Below are 16511 nucleotides of genomic sequence, written 5' to 3'. Positions count from 1 at the left end.
TCAACGGAGCTTGAGCGACGACAGGCCGATCAGACACAACAGCATCGTGATGATCCAGAAGCGGACCACCACCTGCGTTTCCTTCCAGCCGGATTTCTCGAAGTGATGGTGCAAGGGCGCCATCAACAGGATGCGGCGCCCCTCGCCGAACTTCTTTTTCGTGTACTTGAAGTAGGTCACCTGGATCATCACGGAGAGGGCCTCCAGCACGAAGACGCCCCCCATGATGGACAACACGATTTCCTGGCGCACGATGACGGCAATGGTGCCCAGCGCACCGCCCAATGCCAGCGCGCCCACGTCGCCCATGAAGACTTCAGCCGGGTAGGCGTTGAACCACAGGAAAGCCAAGCCGGCCCCCGCCAGCGCAGCGCAAAACACCATGAGCTCGCCCGCACCCGGGATGTGCGGCAGGAACAGGTACTTGGCATAGATGGCATTGCCCGTGACGTAGCAAAAGATGCCCAGCACCGAGCCCACCATCACCACCGGCATGATGGCCAGGCCATCCAGCCCATCAGTCAGGTTGACGGCGTTACTGGTACCCACGATCACGATGTAGGACAGCACGATGAAGCCCCAGACGCCCAGCGGATAGCTGACGGTCTTGAAAAAGGGCACGATCAGGTCGGCCTTGGGGGGCAGGTCATTCGAGAAGCCTGAAGCGATCCAGCGCAGGAAGAGTTCGATCACGCGCAGGCTGTTGACCTCGGACACATTGAAGGCCAGGTACAACGCTGCAATCAAGCCGATGAGGGACTGCCAGAAGTACTTCTCGCGTGAGGGCATGCCCTCCGGGTCCTTGTTGACGACCTTGCGCCAGTCGTCCACCCAGCCGATGGCGCCGAAGCCGGTCGTCACGATCATCACGATCCAGACGAAACGGTTGGCCCAGTCAAACCACAACAGGGTCGACGCCGCAATGGACAGCAGGATCAACACGCCGCCCATGGTCGGCGTGCCGCGCTTGCTGAGGTGCGTCTGCATGGCGTAGTCACGAATCGGCTGCCCGATCTTCAACTCGGTCAGACGGCGGATCACATAGGGGCCCAGGGCCAGACCCATGACGAGCGCCGTCATCGCGGCCATCACTGCCCGGAAGGTCAGGTACTGGAAGACCCGCAGGAAACCCCATTCGGGATGCAGCGACTGCAGCCAGAGCGCCAGACTAAGCAGCATGGGCGCCTCCGTTGAGCACAGCCACGATTTGTTCCATTTTCATGAAGCGTGAACCTTTGACCAGCACGGCGTTCACTTCCGGTGCCTGGTTGATGTCGTGCAATGCCGAGACCATCTCGGCTGCCGTATTGAAATGTCGGGCAGAGGCCCCATAAGCACGGGCGGCATGGGCACACAGCTCGCCTGCTGTCCAGACGTGCTCGATGCCCATCTCCTGCGCGTGGCGCCCCACCTCCTCGTGGAAGGCAGGCCCTTGTGTGCCCACTTCGCCCATGTCGCCCAACACCAGCCAGTGCGGCCCCGGCAAGGCAGCCAGCATGTCGATGGCGGCACGAACCGAATCCGGATTGGCGTTGTAGCTGTCGTCGATGAGGGTCACGTCTCGGTCATGGAGCCGTGCCGTCTTCAGCTGCGAACGTCCCTTGACCGGCTCGAAAGCCTCCAGCCCGTCGACCACGCTGTTCAGCGGCACCCCGGCCCCCAGCGCACAGGCTGTGGCAGCCAGGGCGTTGCGGACGTTGTGGCGCCCCGCCATGCGCAGCTTCACGCTGGCAACGCCTTCCGGGGTTTGCAGCGTGATGAGCCAATGTGGCGTCGGTGTCGAGGACCACACCGCATCGCCGTGCACCTTGGCTTCAGGGTTGAAACCGAAATCGATCACCTTGCAGCCATTGGCGAGCTCACGCCAGATCGGGGTGTGCTCGTCGTCGGACGGGAACACCGCCACGCCATCACGCGACAAGGCCTGCAGCACCGCGCCGTTTTCCCGCGCCACGGCTTCCACCGTGTGCATGAACTCCTGGTGCTCGCGCTGAGCGTTGTTGACCAGGGCCACCGTAGGGGCCGCCAGCGCGGCCAGCTGCGGGATTTCGCCTGGGTGGTTCATGCCGAGCTCGACGACCGCACACTGGTGCACGCCCTCTCGCAGACGCAGCAGGGTCAGCGGCACGCCGATTTCGTTGTTGAAGTTGCCACGGGTGGCCAGCGCTGCATCAGGACAGCCTTGCGCCACAACCCAGGCCTGCAGGATGGATGCCACCATCTGCGTGACCGTGGTCTTGCCATTGCTGCCGGTCACGGCCACCAGCGGGATGTCGAAACGGGCACGCCAGCCACTGGCCAGCCAGCCCAGTGCGGCACGCGTATCGGACACAATCAGGCCCGGCATGCCGGCCTGCTCCAGCCCGTGCTGGGCAACGGCCGCCACGGCGCCAGCGGACTGGGCCTGCGGCAGGAAGTCGTGGGCATCGAAGCGCTCGCCGCGCAAGGCCACGAACAGGTCGCCGGGCTGCAGCGTGCGGGTATCGGTGTGTACGCGCAGGAACGGCGTTGCGGGATCGCCAGACAGGCTCGAACCAGGCAACAACTTGTGCGCCAGTCCCAGCGTCATCATGGGGTGGGTGCGGGACGCCCGCTTGAGCAAGGCGCGGGTGGCCTCCTGCACATCGGACAGCGGCGTCTTCACGCCCGCGATCTCCTGCGTGCTTTCATGGCCCTTGCCAGCCAGCAGGACCACGTCGCGGCTGTCACAGCGTGCGATGGCATCGGCAATGGCCTCGCGACGGTCTTCCATCACGCAGACATCGTCATGCCCCGCGATGCCTGCCATGATCTGGGACAGGATGAAGCACGGGGCTTCATCGCGCGGGTTATCGCTGGTGAGCACGACCTGATCGGCATGCTGCTCGGCAATGGCGCCCATCATCGGACGCTTGAGCGGGTCGCGGTTGCCACCGCAACCGAACACGCACCACAACTTGCCGCCGCGCGCCTGAGCGAGCGGACGCAAGGCCTCCAGCGCCTTCTTCAAGGCATCAGGCGTGTGGGCATAGTCCACCACCGCGAGCGGCAGGTCTTGCGTCACGCTGGCAGGCAGTTCTTCCGAAGCAGCGACGCGCTGCATGCGGCCCGGCACCGGCTGCAAGGTACCGCAGGCTTCAACCGCCTGAGCCAGCGAGATGCCCAGGGCGCGCAAGGCCCCCACCACCGCCAGCAGGTTGGAGACGTTGTAGTCGCCCACCATGAAGGTATGAACTTCGGCGTGGTCCACCACCTCGGAAAGGTCTTCGCTGCGCTCGACCAGGGTGAAGCTCATGCCATGGACATCGTGTTGCAGGCTGTCCGCCTGCAGTCGGGCATGCTGCACGAGTCCATAAGTCCACAGCTCCAGACCGTGGGCCTGACAGACATCGACCAGGGTCTCGCCCATGGGGTCATCCACGTTCACCACAGCCGCACGCAAGCCAGGCCACTGGAACAGGGCCTGCTTGGCTGCCCAGTAGGCCTCCATGCTGCCGTGGTAGTCGAGATGGTCTTGCGTGAAATTGGTGAACTGGGCCACCGCGATGCGTGTAGCGTGCAGACGCAGCTCTTCGATGCCGATCGACGAGGCTTCGATGGCCGCAGCCTGACAGCCTTCTGACACAAAGCGGCGGAAGGTTGCGTGCAGCGTGATCGGGTCCGGCGTGGTCATCCCGGTCGACAGAAAACCCTGTCCGTTGGGGCGCCCCACGCCCAGGGTGCCCACCACACCGCATGGCCGGCCGACGGCGGACAAGGCCTGAGCGGTCCACCAGGAGGTGGACGTCTTGCCATTGGTACCCGTCACAGCCACCACGTCGAGTGCCGCACTGGGCTCGCCAAAGAAGCCGTGAGCAATTTCTGCGCTGGCGGCCTTCAGCCCCTTGAGCGCCGCGATGCGGGCATCGGCGAAACCGAAGTCTTCGACACCATCGGCCTCGACCAGACACAGACGCGCGCCGTCGGCCAGGGCCTGCGCCACAAAAGCACGGCCATCTTTGGCTGCCCCTGGCCAGGCGATGAAGGCGACACCCGCTTCGGCCATGCCAGCCACTTTGCGGCTGTCTACCGTCAGAGCGGACACGCCTTGCTGGTGCAACCAGGTCAGGGCATCACTCACGTCGGCCAGGATCATCGGAGACGCGCTCATTGGAAACTTTCCTCCACAGCCGGCGCTGCGGTGATGCGTGGCTGGACCTCCAGATCAGGCATGACACCCAGTCTGTTGAGGGTTTGCTGAACCACCTGCGCAAACACGGGGCCGGCTACCGCGCCACCGAAATAGACACCGTCTCCGGGCTCGTCGACCATGACCGCCACCACGATGCGTGGATGGTTGATAGGGGCGATGCCCACAAACCACGAACGGTACTTGTTGCCTGCGTAGCCCTTGCCCTCTTGCTTGTGGGCCGTGCCGGTCTTGCCACCCACGCTGTAGCCCTGAGCCTGGGCCTGGGGTGCCGTGCCCCCCGGGCCGATGACCATGGCCAGCATCTTGCGCACCTCACGCGCCGTTTCAGGCGAGATCACCCGGCGCCCCTTGACAGGCACGGGATCAGCCAGCGCCTGACGGGCAGAATCTGCTGCAGGGTCACCATCATCCGAACGAAACCCGGTGCGCACAGCCAGGGGGCGCACGCGCTCCGGCTGCTCATCGCTGTCGCGCTTGAGGAGGGACACCGGGATGAGCTCGCCATCACGTGCGAACACCGTGTAAGCCTGAGCCAGCTGGAACAAGGACGCCGACAGGCCGTAGCCGTAGCTCATGGTGACCTGCTCGATGCGGCGCCAGCTCTTGTAGGGGCGCAAGCGCCCTGTCACCACGCCCGGGAAACCGATCTGGGGCTTTTGACCCAGGCCTGCCGCGGTGAAGATCTCCCACATTTCGCGGGGCTGCATCTGCAAGGCAATCTTGGCCGTGCCCACGTTGCTCGACTTCTGGATGACCTCTTCCACGGTCAGATCGCCGTGGGCATGGGAATCCGAAATGGTGGCACCGTCGATGGTCAGCCGACCAGGCGCCGTCTGGATGACCGTGCTAGGCTTGACCCGCCCGGTTTCCAGCGCCAGGGAAATGGTGAACGGCTTCATGGTCGAGCCCGGCTCGAAGGTGTCCGTCAGGGCTCGGTTGCGCAACTGGGCGCCGGTGAGGTTGCGCCGGTCGGCCGGGTCATAGCTCGGCACATTGGCCAGCGCCAGCACTTCGCCGGACACGGCGTCGATCACCACCACGCTACCCGCCTTGGCCTTGTGCAGCGCGACGGCATCGCGGATGCGCTGGTAGGCGTAGAACTGGATCTTCGCGTCGATCGACAGGCGGATGTCACGGCCATCATCAGCCGGGATCAGGTCACCCACCGATTCGACCACCCGGCCCAGACGGTCCTTGATCACGCGGCGCTCGCCATCACGCCCCAGCAACTGCTTCTGGTACGCCAGCTCGATGCCTTCCTGGCCCTGGTCTTCGATGTTGGTGAATCCGACGATGTGGGCTGCCGCCTCCCCTTCAGGGTACTGGCGACGCGACTCCTTGATGTCGTGGATGCCCTTGATCTTCAGGTCGGCCACTTTCTGCGCCACGGCATCGTCCACCTGGCGACGCAACCAGACAAAGTTGGGGTTGCCATCGAGGCGCTTGCGCAACTCGGCCGGCGTCATGTCCAGCAACTTGGCCAGGGCGCGCAACTGCTGGTCACTGGCCTCCACATCCTTGGGAATGGCCCACAACGAGGGCGCGGGCACCGACGACGCCAGGATCTCACCATTGCGATCAAGGATACGGCCGCGGTTGGCCGGCAACTCGATGCGGCGCTCGTAACGGTTGGCGCCTTGCTGCAGATAGAAATCGTTGTGGATGATCTGGATCCAGGCAGCACGGCCAATCAGCACGGCAAACCCGATCCCCACCAGCGCCACGAGGAACTTCGCACGCCAGGACGGCGTCCGCGAGGCCAGCAGCGGGCTGGTCGCATAGCGGACGGTGGGCATGGCGGCCGCCGACTGGCGACGCGGCAGCCTGACCAGCCGGCGAATGAAGTCCCCCACGCTCACTTGGCGGCCTCCGTGTGGGAAGCCGCCTGGCTCACGTAATGCGTGACAGCCGGGGTGGCATTGAACATCTGCAGTTTTTCGCGCGCAAGCTTTTCAACCCGCAGCGGCGTGGCCTGCGCCCGCTTTTCGAGCACCAGGCGGTCATGGTCGGTTTGCAGCTCCTGCGCCTGGTTCTGCGCCTTGTCCAGCTCGACAAACAGACGACGCGACTCGTAGCTGGAGCGAATCAGCCAGAAACAGCTCAGCAGCAACACCACGGCCAGGAAGATATTGAGGCGCGCCATCATCGACGACCTCCCTTGCGGCCCCGGGCGGGAGCCTCGGCCTTGGGTTGCCAGGGCGTGTCGGTGCGCTCGGCCACACGCAGCACGGCGGAGCGGGCACGCGGGTTGGCCTCCACTTCGGCCTCAGACGGTTTGATGCGTGCCACGGCGCGCAACATCATGGGCTTGGGTGGCGCAAATGGTGCACGGCGATCCACCTCCTCGCGGCTGTGTCGCGCGATGAAGGTCTTGACGATCCGGTCTTCCAGGGAGTGGAAGCTGATGACCGCCAGTCGACCGCCGGGCGCCAGCATTTTCAGGGCTGCCTCCAGCGCGTCCTCGAGTTCGCCCAGCTCGCGGTTGACGTGAATCCGTAGAGCTTGAAAGGTACGCGTGGCTGGGTTCTGGCCGGCTTCGCGTGTCTTGACCGAACCAGCCACGACCTGGGACAGCTCTCCGGTAGTTCGGACAGGCTGTCCTGCTGCGCGACGAGCCACAATCGCCTTTGCAATCGGGCGAGCAAACCGTTCTTCGCCATAGGTCTGTATCACCTCCGCCAGCTCTTCAACCGAAACGTGCGAGAGGTAGTCGGCCACGCTCTCGCCCTGCGTCGTGTCCATGCGCATGTCCAGCGGCGCATCGAAACGGAAACTGAAGCCCCGATCGGGGTTGTCGATCTGCGGGGACGACACCCCGATGTCCATCAGCAGCCCGTCGACCAAAGGCCAGCCGCGAGACTCGACCACGTCGGCCCAGCAGGAAAACGGGGAATGCACGATCTGAAAGCGCGGGTCGGTCACCGCATCCGGCCCCTGCGTGGCATGGGCGATGGCATCCGGGTCGCGATCGAGCGCCAGCAACTGCGCCTGCGGACCCAGCTTCGACAGCAGCAGACGCGAGTGCCCGCCACGACCGAAGGTCGCGTCCACATAGCGGCCCTGCGGCAAAGGCCCCACCGACTCGTCCCACAAGGCATTGACGGCCTCGTGCAGCAGGACGGTGGTGTGCTGCCACGGTGTGTGCTCCCCTTGCATGTCGGTCAGAAAGTGAAGTCCTGCAGGGCCTCGGGCATGGGCTGGGCCATGACCTCGGCTTCGTGCGCTGCATAGCGCTGGGCATCCCACAATTCAAAGTGGCTGCCCATACCCAACAACATGACGTCCTTCGTGATCCCGGCTGCCGCTCGCAACTCGGGCGAAATCAGCACCCGCGCCGAGTTGTCGATGTCCACATCCTGGGCATTGCCCAGAAAGATGCGCTTCCAGCCGGCAGCCGACATCGGCAAGGCGGCCACCTTGTCGCGGAAGGTCTCCCACGCCGGGCGAGGAAAGACCATCAGGCAGCCATCAGGGTTCTTCGTGATGGTGAGCTGCCCTGCGCAAAGCGCTTGCAGGGCATCGCGATGGCGCGAAGGGACCGCCATGCGGCCCTTGGCGTCCAGCGACAGCGCTGAAGCTCCTTGGAAGACGAGACTCACACAAAACTCCACTTATTTGCACTTATTCCCACTTTAACCGAAGCAAAGGGGCAAAACAAGGCTGGAAGTGAAAAAATTCCCAATGAAATCAAAGACTTACAAGCGTTTCCTGCCGTATTTTCGGAGCCAAAAAATCGTTCAAAAATAAGGACTTGCAAAAGCCTGTGGAAGTGCTGGTTGAGGATTACTCCCACTTTGAGGGGGCTCACCCCATGGCAAGGACAATCCCGGGGACCAGGTGGAAGCGCGGAAACGAGTGACCCAGATCAACACTAGGCTATTGCGAATAGTTCGCATTCGATCCTAGAATGGGCTCCATGAAACCGCACCACTACGCATCGCATCACAGCACGCAAGCAGCAACGACTCTTGACAAGCTGCCGGCTCGTGCGGTGGCGGTCATCAGCGAGGTCCACGCCAGCCATCACGATGGCGGCGCCCTCAAGCGCCGACTGCTTGAACTGGGCTTCGTGCCCGGCGAGCGCGTGCAGGTCCTGCGTCGGGTGTTCGCCGGTCATGGCCCCCTTGCCGTGCGCGTCGGCACCAGCACCTTCGCCATGCGTAAACTGGAGTCCTCCCTGATCGAGGTCATTCCAGCCTGAGCTGGCGTCCACCATTCATGAGTGCTGTTCCACTGATCGCGCTGGTTGGCAACCCCAACTGCGGCAAAACTGCCCTGTTCAACCGCCTGACCGGCGCCCGCCAGAAGGTGGGCAACTATGCCGGCGTCACGGTCGAGCGCAAAGAGGGTCAATTCGTGTCCCCCGCTGGCCAGGCCTGGCGCATCCTGGATCTGCCAGGCGCCTACAGCCTGCTGGCAGCAACCCCGGATGAGGCCGTGACCCGCGACGTGATCGCTGGCGCACGTGCCGGCGAGATGCCCCCGGTCGGGCTGGTCTGCGTGGTCGATGCCACCAACCTGCGCCTGAATCTGCGCATGGTGCTGGAGTTGCAGACCCTGGGCATCCCCATGGTGCTGGCCATCAACATGATGGACCAGGCCATCAAGCGCGGCATCCACATCGACGTGGCGCGCCTGCAAGAAAGGCTGGGCATCCCGGTTGTCGAGACCGTGGCCATCCAGTCGGGCGGCGAGCAGGCACTGCTGACCCAACTCGATCAACTCGGCTGGCGCGACCGTCCGGCAGCCGAGGTCACCACTCAACTGGACAAACTCGCTCATCTGGATGTGCAGAGCACCCACCAGCGGGTCGGCGCCCTGCTCGACGAGTGCGTGAGCACCAGCCAGGCCAGAGAAAGCCTGACCGCTCGGCTGGACCGATTCGCCCTGCACCCGATCCTGGGTCCGGTCATCCTGGCGGCCCTGATGTTCCTGGTCTTCCAGGCCGTGTTCAGCTGGGCCAGTGCGCCCATGGACTGGATCGACGAACACATGTCAGCCCTGGGCCAATGGGTGCAGGCCCACATGAGCGACGGCCCGCTGCGCAGCCTGCTCGTGGACGGGGTCATCAGCGGCGCCGGCAGTGTGCTGGTGTTCCTGCCGCAAATCCTGATCCTGTTTGCCTTCATCCTGGCCCTGGAAGACTCGGGCTACCTGCCCCGAGCTGCCTTTCTGCTGGACCGGGTCATGGGTAGCGTGGGCTTGTCGGGTCGTGCCTTCATCCCGCTGCTGTCGAGCTTTGCCTGCGCCATTCCCGGCATCATGGCCACGCGCACCATCGCCAATCCACGCGATCGCCTGGTCACCATCCTCATCGCGCCGCTGATGACGTGCTCGGCACGCCTACCGGTCTATGCGCTGCTGATTGCGGCGTTCATCCCCTCGCGCACCGTGGGCGGCTGGTTCAACCTGCAAGGCCTGGTGCTGTTCGGGCTGTACGCAGCAGGCATCCTGTCGGGCCTGCTGGTGGCACTGGTGCTCAAGCTGTTCATGAAAGATGCGGGTCCACAACCTCTGTTGATGGAACTGCCTGACTACCACTGGCCCCACCTGCGCAATCTGGCCATCGGCCTGTGGGAGCGTGCACGCATCTTCGTGCAACGCGTCGGCACCATCATCCTCGCGATCATGATCGTGCTGTGGTTCCTGTCGAGCTTCCCGGCGCCGCCAGCCGGTGCAAGCGAGCCCGCCATCAACTACAGCCTGGCCGGCATGCTGGGCAAGGCGCTGGAAGTGATCTTCAAGCCCATTGGCTTCACCTGGCAGATCTGCATTGCGCTGGTGCCCGGCATGGCCGCACGGGAAGTCGCGGTCGGGGCGCTGGGCACCGTCTACGCACTGTCCCAATCAGGTGACGACCTGTCGAACGCCCTGGTATCGGTGGTGCAACATGCCTGGTCACTGCCCACTGCCCTGTCGCTGATGACCTGGTATGTCTATGCGCCCCAGTGCCTGTCGACCATCATCGTCGTCAAACGCGAAACCAACGGCTGGAAGATGCCCTTGCTGATGCTGGCTTACCTGTTCGGTCTGGCCTACGTCGCATGCTTCATCGTCTACCGACTGGCCCTCTATTGGGGAGCATGACATGAGCACCCAAAGTCCTCTGTGGCAAGACCTGCTGGCGATCGCCATCGCGCTGGGCGCCTTCGCCTACCTCGGACGGCGCTGGTGGCCCGCCTGGCGTGCGGCATTCCGTGGCCGCGCACAGACCGCTGCGGGCAGCCATTGCGCGACAACCGACAGCAGCGCCAGTTGCGGCAGCGGCTGCGGGCGCTGCGGTCAAAGCCAGGACACGCCAAGCAAGGACCACCGCGTCCACGTGACACCCCGCGCCTGAGCCGCTACACTGCAGGCTTGCTCCGGGGTGCACCCACTGTGTATGCAGTGGTTGCTGAGATGGCTTGCCGAACCCGTTGAACTTGATCCGGCTCATACCGGCGAAAGAAGAGCTGTCCTGTCGAGGCCACATGGTGCCTGGGTGGGTGCGGCCTTCAGGATCGTGCCCCGTGCCCGCACCTGATGACCACCCCGCCAGACCACACCACGAATCCGTCAGGGCGCCCTCGGAGCATGTGACCACCACCTGCTGCCGAGGAGACCGCCCATGAATGCCCCCGACCGCGCTGCGGCGCTGCACACGCTCGACGAACTCACGCGACTCACGCGTGAGCCTTTGCCCGCTTCACGCAAGGTCTATGTGACCGGCAGCCACCCCGGCGTGCGCGTCCCGATGCGCGAGGTATCACTCACCAATGGCGAAGCAGTCACGTTGTACGACTGCTCCGGGCCCTACACCGACCCGAACGTCAGCATCGACGTGACCAGGGGGCTGCCCCCCGTGCGCGAGGCGGCGGTGGCAGCCCGCGGCGACACCGAGCCATACGAAGGTCGCGCCATCCTGGCCGTCGACGATGGGCTGAAGGATGGCGAACGCCACGACGCCCGCATGGCGGCCTTGCGTGAAGCGGCGGCTGGCCTGCAACGACAGCCGCGTCGAGCCCTGGCTGGACGCAATGTCACGCAGATGCACTACGCCCGCCAAGGCATCATCACCCCTGAAATGGAATTTGTGGCCCTGCGCGAAAACCAGCGCCGCATCGACCAGGCCGAAGACTGGCGCGGCCGATATGGCGCCGATGCCGAGCGTGAAGCCCGCCTGCGCGGCAACCCCATGGGCGCCATGATCCCGCGCGAGATCACGCCCGAGTTCGTGCGCGATGAAGTGGCCCGTGGCCGCGCCGTGATCCCCGCCAACATCAACCACACCGAACTCGAGCCGATGATCATCGGCCGCAACTTCCTGGTGAAGATCAACGCGAACATCGGCAACTCGGCCGTGACGTCGTCGATCGAGGAAGAAGTCGAAAAGCTGGTGTGGTCGATCCGCTGGGGCGGCGACACCGTGATGGACCTGTCCACCGGCAAGCACATCCACACCACGCGCGACTGGATCGTGCGCAACAGCCCCGTGCCCATCGGCACTGTGCCCATCTACCAGGCGCTGGAGAAGGTGGGCGGCGTGGCAGAAGACCTGAGCTGGGAGATCTTCCGTGACACCCTGATCGAGCAAGCCGAACAGGGCGTGGACTACTTCACCATCCACGCCGGCCTGCGCCTGCACCACATCCCGATGACGGCCAGACGCCGCACCGGCATCGTGTCGCGTGGCGGCTCGATCCTGGCGAAGTGGTGCATCGCGCATCACCAGGAAAACTTCCTGTACACGCGCTTCGAAGAGATCTGCGAGATCATGAAGGCGTACGACGTGACCTTCTCGCTGGGGGATGGCCTGCGTCCGGGTTGCCTGAGCGACGCCAACGACGAAGCGCAATTCGCCGAACTGCATACGCTGGGCGAACTCACCCAGATCGCCTGGAAGCACGATGTGCAGACCATCATCGAAGGCCCGGGGCACGTGCCGATGCACATGATCCAGGCCAATATGGACGAGCAGCTCAAGCACTGCCATGAAGCGCCCTTCTACACCCTGGGCCCGCTGACGATCGACGTGGCGCCGGGCTACGACCACATCGCCTCGGCCATCGGTGCGGCCATGATCGGCTGGATGGGGACGGCCATGCTGTGCTACGTGACGCCGAAGGAACACCTGGGCCTGCCCAACCGTGACGACGTCAAGCAGGGCCTGATCGCCTACAAGATCGCAGCCCACGCTGCCGACATCGCCAAGGGCCACCCTGGTGCCCGCGCCCGTGATGATGCGCTCTCCGAAGCCCGCTTCGACTTCCGCTGGGAAGACCAGTTCAACCTGGGCCTGGACCCGGAGACCGCGCGCGACTTCCACGACGAGACGCTGCCCAAGGACTCGGCCAAGGTGGCGCACTTCTGCTCGATGTGCGGGCCCAAGTTCTGCTCGATGAAGATCACGCAGGAAGTGCGTGAATTCGCCGAGAAGGGCATGGCCGAGAAGTCGGAAGAATTCAAGCAGGTCGGCGGTGAGCTCTACATCCCCATTCAGCCCGCCCATCCAACCAACTGAGCACGCCGCCATGACATCCCCTCGACACATTGGCGTGGCCGGCGCCGGCTTGCTCGGCCGACTGGCCGCGTGGACCCTCGCCCAGGCCGGCCACCAGGTGACGGTGTTCGACCCGGCCGACAGCGCCAGCCCGCCCTTCAACGGCCATGGGGCCGCCGGCTTCACCGCCGCAGGCATGCTCAGCCCGCTGGCCGAACTCGACGCGGCCGATCTGGACGTGGCCGAGCGCGGCTGGTATGCCATTGACCGCTGGGACGCCATCACCCGACAGTTGGGCGAACTCAGCGGACAACGCCCCTGGTTCAACCGACAGGGCAGCCTGATGGTGGCCCACGCGCCGGATCTCGGTGCCGCCCGCCGGGTACTGGCGCGCATCGAGTCAGGCTCGGTGCAATGGCCGCACCAGGTTCAAGCGCTCGATGCCGCTGCGCGGCAGGCATTGGAGCCCGCCTTGCACAGTGCATCAGGCACCCTGCATGCCTGGCTCCTGCCGGGCGAGGGCTCCATCTGCACGGTCAGCACACTGGAGGCCCTGCACGCCACCGCGCCGGGCGTGCAATGGCGCTGGGGCGAAACCGTGGTCGAGACCGGTGCCGGCTGCTTGCGCACTGCCGATCAGACCCATCTCTTCGACACCGTGGTCGACACCCGCGGCCTGGGCGCTCGGCCGCAACTGCCGATGCGCGGCGTGCGTGGCGAAGTGGTGTGGCTGCATGCACCCGGCGTCGTGTTGCACCGGCCCATTCGGCTGCTGCACCCCCGCTACCGCGTCTACATCGTGCCGCGCCCGGGAGACGTCGTGCTGATCGGTGCCAGCGAGATCGAAAGCGAAGACCGCTCCCCCATGTCCCTGCGGTCCGCGGTCGAGCTGATGGCCGCCGCCCACAGTGTGGTGCCGGATCTGGCCGAAGCCCGCATCATCCGGCTCGACACGAACCTGCGTCCGGCTTTGCCTGACAATCGGCCCGATATCCATGTCGAGCCCGGACTGGTCCGCCTCAACGGGCTGTACCGACACGGTTGGCTGCTGGCGCCATCCGTGCTCGATGAGGCGCTGGCCCGCACCGACCTGCTTGGCTGAAAAGGCCCGCACACATGAGCACCGACACCATCACGATTCAGACTGACCGCGGGCCGCTGGGCGTGCCCCGCGGCAGCACCCTGGCCGACGCCTTGCCCGCCTTGCTGGCTGGCTCGTCGCTCGATACACACAGCGTCGCCACCGCGGTCAATGGCGACTTCGTGGCCCGCGCCGACCGCGGCCACCATGTTCTGCAAGAGGGCGACGCCGTGCTGTGTTTTTCGCCGATCACCGGAGGTTGACCCATGAGCGAACTCATCAAACCCGAAGCCGACACCTGGCAGATTGGTGACACCACCCTGCACAGCCGCTTCCTGCTGGGCACCGCCCAGTACCCCTCGCCCGACACCCTGCGCCATGCCATCCAGGCCTCTGGCTCCCAGGTCCTGACGCTGGGCCTCAAGCGCACGCTCGCCGTTGGCGGCGACAACGGCTTCGTGCAGATCATCCGCGACACCGCCAAGGAGCAAGGCGCACACCTGTTGCCCAACACGGCGGGCTGCCGCAGCGCACGCGAGGCGGTCACCCTGGCACGCATGGCCCGCGAACTGCTGGGCACGAACTGGATCAAGCTGGAAGTGGTGGGCGACGACCAGACCTTGCAGCCCGACCCGTTCGAACTGGTGGAAGCCGCTCGCCAACTCGTCAATGACGGGTTCGTGGTGCTGCCCTATTGCACCGACGACCTGGTGAGCTGCCTGCGCCTGGTCGATGCCGGCTGCCGCATCCTGATGCCCTGGGCAGCGCCCATCGGCTCCGGCCTGGGGCTGCTCAACCCCTGGGCCTTGCGCACCTTGCGCGCCCGCCTGCCCGACATCACCCTGATCGTGGACGCAGGGCTGGGCGCCCCATCGCACGCCACAGCGGCCATGGAGCTGGGCATGGATGCCGTGCTGCTCAATTCCGCCGTGTCTCAGTCTGGCCACCCCGTGCGCATGGCCCGCGCCTTCAAGCAGGCAGTCGAGGCCGGTCGCCAAGGTTACCTGGCTGGGCTGATGCCCACCAGCGATGTGGCCGTGGCCTCTACCCCGGTCACGGGGCAACCCTTCCTGCTGTGAGCCTGCCATGAGCCACCCACCCATCATCTGGAGCATCGCCGGGCTGGACACGGCCGGTGGTGCAGGCCTGAGTGCCGACCAGCGTGCGGCAGACGCCATGGGCGTGCATTGCTGTCCGGTGGTGGCCGCCCTGACGGCCCAGCACTCGCGCGGGGTCGAGGCCATCTTTCCCGTGACAGCCGAGCAACTGCATGCCCAACTGCTGGCCCTGGCGTCCGACCTGCCGCCGCGCGTCATCAAGACCGGACTGCTGGGCAGCGTGCATGCCATCGAGGCCCTCGTGCGCTGGGTGGATCACTTCCGCGCCCACACCCCCGCTGGCGACGACCCGCACCGTCAGCTGGCACTGGTGGTGGACCCGGTGCTGGGCGCATCGGCCGGCGGCAGCGCATTCAGCAACGAGGCCGTTCTGCAGGCTTACCGTGACCTGGTGCTGCCGCGCACCACGGTGCTGACACCGAACCGCGCCGAGGCGGCACGCCTGCTGGGGCGCCCGGGCAAGCACGATCAGCCTCATGACGAGATCCCCGAGCTGGCTTCTGCATTGCAGGGCCTGGGTGTACGCACGGTGGTCGTCACCGGAGGCGATGCGCCGGATGCCGCGCACAGCCTGGACTGGCTCGCCAGCCCACAGGCGCAAGGCTGGCTGACAGCCCCCCGGGTCGACACCCGTCACCACCATGGCACCGGGTGCACGTTCGCGTCTGGCGTGGCCAGCGCACTGGCGCTGGGTCACGTCGAGGCAGACGCCGTGGTGCTGGCCAAGATGCTCACCCACCACGCCTTGATGCACGCGCACGCTGCGGGCTCAGGACCCGGCCCCGTCATGGCGCGCCCCGGCTTTGCGGCCGGACTGCAAGCCGGTGGGGCACCCCTGCCCTGGCTGGGCCTGGGCACCGAACTGCCCTGGCTGTTGCAGGCAGCGCAGCCCACTCGTTTCCAGCCATTCACACCACCGGCAGATGGGCTCTACGGCATCCTGGCAACCAGCACGCAACTGGATGCTGCACTGCAAGCGGGCCTGCGGTGCCTGCAGTTGCGCCACAAGGCAGCCGCTGGCGTGGAGCCCCATATCGATGCCAGCCTCGCGGCGGCAGCCCGGCATGGTGCGCAAGTCTTCATCAATGACCACTGGCAACTGGCCTTGAGCCGCCCTGCCCCCGGTGGGTCCTTGGCAGGCTTTCAGTGGGGCCTGCACCTGGGTCAGGAGGACTTGCTGGCCCTGTCCACGGCCGATCAGACGCTGCTGCGCCAGGCAGCCGATCGCGTGATGCTGGGCTTGAGTTCGCACAGCCTGTGGGAACTGGCACGCGCAGCCGGCTGTGGCGCGAGCTACATCGCCTGCGGCCCGGTCAAGGCCACCACCACCAAGGACATGCCCTGGCTGCAGCAAGGTCCTGACAACCTCCGCTGGTGGGTGCAGCAGGCACCTGTGCCCGTGGTGGCCATTGGCGGCCTGCTGACACCAGCCGAGCTGCAGATGGCAGCAGCTTGCGGCCCGGCTGCGGTGTGCGTGGTGCGGGGTCTGGGCACCGAACTGCCGGACATGCAGGCGCGTCTGCCGGCCTTGCGCGACGCGGTGTGCAACGGCCGGAGCCAGGGCGACGACGCCGCGCCGACGGTGACATCATTGCCACATCCCGTGCTGCCATTTGCAAACCCCATAGCCTGAATATTTTTTATATGGTGAAATAGCTCGTT

General features: G+C 65.4%; 14 protein-coding genes and 1 riboswitch. Of the genes, 8 read left to right on the top strand and 6 right to left on the bottom strand.

The window, feature by feature from the left end; genetic code table 11:
* From mraY to mraZ, 6 genes are read right to left on the bottom strand one after another with little or no spacing between them, the layout of a single operon-like run.
* On the bottom strand, positions 1–1179 hold the full coding sequence (gene mraY / locus ACE3PH_RS02215; protein WP_374316057.1) for a phospho-N-acetylmuramoyl-pentapeptide-transferase: 1179 nt from the start codon (positions 1177–1179) through the stop codon (positions 1–3).
* Positions 1169–4129 (bottom strand): bifunctional UDP-N-acetylmuramoyl-L-alanyl-D-glutamate--2,6-diaminopimelate ligase MurE/UDP-N-acetylmuramoyl-tripeptide--D-alanyl-D-alanine ligase MurF, encoded by a 2961-nt coding sequence (murF, locus tag ACE3PH_RS02210; RefSeq protein WP_374316055.1) that lies wholly within the window; start codon positions 4127–4129, stop codon positions 1169–1171. Before murF ends, mraY begins: the two co-directional genes overlap by 11 nt.
* A complete protein-coding gene (locus ACE3PH_RS02205; RefSeq protein ID WP_374316229.1) occupies positions 4126–5967 on the bottom strand; it encodes a peptidoglycan D,D-transpeptidase FtsI family protein in 1842 nt (613 codons plus the stop codon). Before ACE3PH_RS02205 ends, murF begins: the two co-directional genes overlap by 4 nt.
* Positions 5968–6026: 59 nt before the next feature.
* A complete protein-coding gene (gene ftsL / locus ACE3PH_RS02200; RefSeq protein WP_374316053.1) occupies positions 6027–6317 on the bottom strand; it encodes a cell division protein FtsL in 291 nt (96 codons plus the stop codon).
* Complete coding sequence (gene rsmH / locus ACE3PH_RS02195) at positions 6314–7327, bottom strand: 16S rRNA (cytosine(1402)-N(4))-methyltransferase RsmH (RefSeq protein WP_374316051.1); 1014 nt, start codon at positions 7325–7327, stop codon at positions 6314–6316. The genes ftsL and rsmH overlap by 4 nt, the downstream gene beginning before the upstream one ends.
* 5 nt (positions 7328–7332) lie before the next feature.
* Positions 7333–7770 (bottom strand): division/cell wall cluster transcriptional repressor MraZ, encoded by a 438-nt coding sequence (mraZ, locus tag ACE3PH_RS02190; protein ID WP_374316049.1) that lies wholly within the window; start codon positions 7768–7770, stop codon positions 7333–7335.
* A 317-nt stretch (positions 7771–8087) separates the two neighbouring features.
* Between mraZ and ACE3PH_RS02185 the strand changes: the two genes are divergently transcribed.
* The 8 genes from ACE3PH_RS02185 (at position 8088) to ACE3PH_RS02150 (ending at position 16482) form a co-directional block, all read left to right on the top strand.
* A complete protein-coding gene (locus tag ACE3PH_RS02185) occupies positions 8088–8372 on the top strand; it encodes a ferrous iron transport protein A (RefSeq protein ID WP_374316047.1) in 285 nt (94 codons plus the stop codon).
* Positions 8373–8389: 17 nt separating this feature from the next.
* Positions 8390–10258 carry a ferrous iron transport protein B gene (gene feoB, locus ACE3PH_RS02180; RefSeq protein WP_374316045.1) on the top strand — a complete coding sequence of 623 codons (1869 nt, stop codon included), beginning with the start codon at positions 8390–8392 and terminating at the stop codon, positions 10256–10258.
* Position 10259: 1 nt separating this feature from the next.
* Positions 10260–10511 (top strand): hypothetical protein, encoded by a 252-nt coding sequence (locus ACE3PH_RS02175; protein WP_374316043.1) that lies wholly within the window; start codon positions 10260–10262, stop codon positions 10509–10511.
* A 13-nt stretch (positions 10512–10524) separates the two neighbouring features.
* Positions 10525–10637, top strand: a riboswitch (TPP riboswitch).
* Positions 10638–10778: 141 nt separating this feature from the next.
* Positions 10779–12671, top strand: coding sequence for a phosphomethylpyrimidine synthase ThiC (gene thiC / locus ACE3PH_RS02170; RefSeq protein ID WP_374316041.1), 1893 nt, complete (start codon positions 10779–10781; stop codon positions 12669–12671).
* 10 nt (positions 12672–12681) lie between these two features.
* Positions 12682–13752 carry an FAD-dependent oxidoreductase gene (locus tag ACE3PH_RS02165; RefSeq protein ID WP_374316039.1) on the top strand — a complete coding sequence of 357 codons (1071 nt, stop codon included), beginning with the start codon at positions 12682–12684 and terminating at the stop codon, positions 13750–13752.
* A gap of 14 nt (positions 13753–13766) precedes the next feature.
* Positions 13767–13994: a MoaD/ThiS family protein gene (locus ACE3PH_RS02160; protein WP_374316037.1), complete on the top strand. Its 228-nt coding sequence runs from the start codon at positions 13767–13769 to the stop codon at positions 13992–13994.
* A 3-nt stretch (positions 13995–13997) separates the two neighbouring features.
* On the top strand, positions 13998–14810 hold the full coding sequence (locus tag ACE3PH_RS02155; RefSeq protein WP_374316035.1) for a thiazole synthase: 813 nt from the start codon (positions 13998–14000) through the stop codon (positions 14808–14810).
* 7 nt (positions 14811–14817) lie between these two features.
* Positions 14818–16482 (top strand): PfkB family carbohydrate kinase, encoded by a 1665-nt coding sequence (locus ACE3PH_RS02150; protein WP_374316033.1) that lies wholly within the window; start codon positions 14818–14820, stop codon positions 16480–16482.
* Positions 16483–16511 lie beyond the last annotated feature (29 nt).

The organism is Aquabacterium sp. (genome assembly GCF_041909175.1).
Taxonomy (GTDB): Bacteria; Pseudomonadota; Gammaproteobacteria; order Burkholderiales; family Burkholderiaceae_C; genus Aquabacterium.
Note: the sequence above shows the minus strand (reverse complement) of the source record. Positions and strands in the feature narration are given on the sequence as shown.

Bases quoted from the DNA above. Each gene is read 5' to 3' on its own strand.
- mraY (WP_374316057.1), bottom strand. From the start codon at position 1,179: ATGCTGCTTAGTCTGGCGCTCTGGCTGCAGTCGCTGCATCCCGAATGG.
- murF (WP_374316055.1), bottom strand. From the start codon at position 4,129: ATGAGCGCGTCTCCGATGATCCTGGCCGACGTGAGTGATGCCCTGACC.
- ACE3PH_RS02205 (WP_374316229.1), bottom strand. From the start codon at position 5,967: ATGCCCACCGTCCGCTATGCGACCAGCCCGCTGCTGGCCTCGCGGACG.
- ftsL (WP_374316053.1), bottom strand. From the start codon at position 6,317: ATGATGGCGCGCCTCAATATCTTCCTGGCCGTGGTGTTGCTGCTGAGC.
- rsmH (WP_374316051.1), bottom strand. From the start codon at position 7,327: ATGCAAGGGGAGCACACACCGTGGCAGCACACCACCGTCCTGCTGCAC.
- ACE3PH_RS02185 (WP_374316047.1), top strand. From the start codon at position 8,088: ATGAAACCGCACCACTACGCATCGCATCACAGCACGCAAGCAGCAACG.
- feoB (WP_374316045.1), top strand. From the start codon at position 8,390: ATGAGTGCTGTTCCACTGATCGCGCTGGTTGGCAACCCCAACTGCGGC.
- ACE3PH_RS02175 (WP_374316043.1), top strand. From the start codon at position 10,260: ATGAGCACCCAAAGTCCTCTGTGGCAAGACCTGCTGGCGATCGCCATC.
- thiC (WP_374316041.1), top strand. From the start codon at position 10,779: ATGAATGCCCCCGACCGCGCTGCGGCGCTGCACACGCTCGACGAACTC.
- ACE3PH_RS02165 (WP_374316039.1), top strand. From the start codon at position 12,682: ATGACATCCCCTCGACACATTGGCGTGGCCGGCGCCGGCTTGCTCGGC.
- ACE3PH_RS02160 (WP_374316037.1), top strand. From the start codon at position 13,767: ATGAGCACCGACACCATCACGATTCAGACTGACCGCGGGCCGCTGGGC.
- ACE3PH_RS02155 (WP_374316035.1), top strand. From the start codon at position 13,998: ATGAGCGAACTCATCAAACCCGAAGCCGACACCTGGCAGATTGGTGAC.
- ACE3PH_RS02150 (WP_374316033.1), top strand. From the start codon at position 14,818: ATGAGCCACCCACCCATCATCTGGAGCATCGCCGGGCTGGACACGGCC.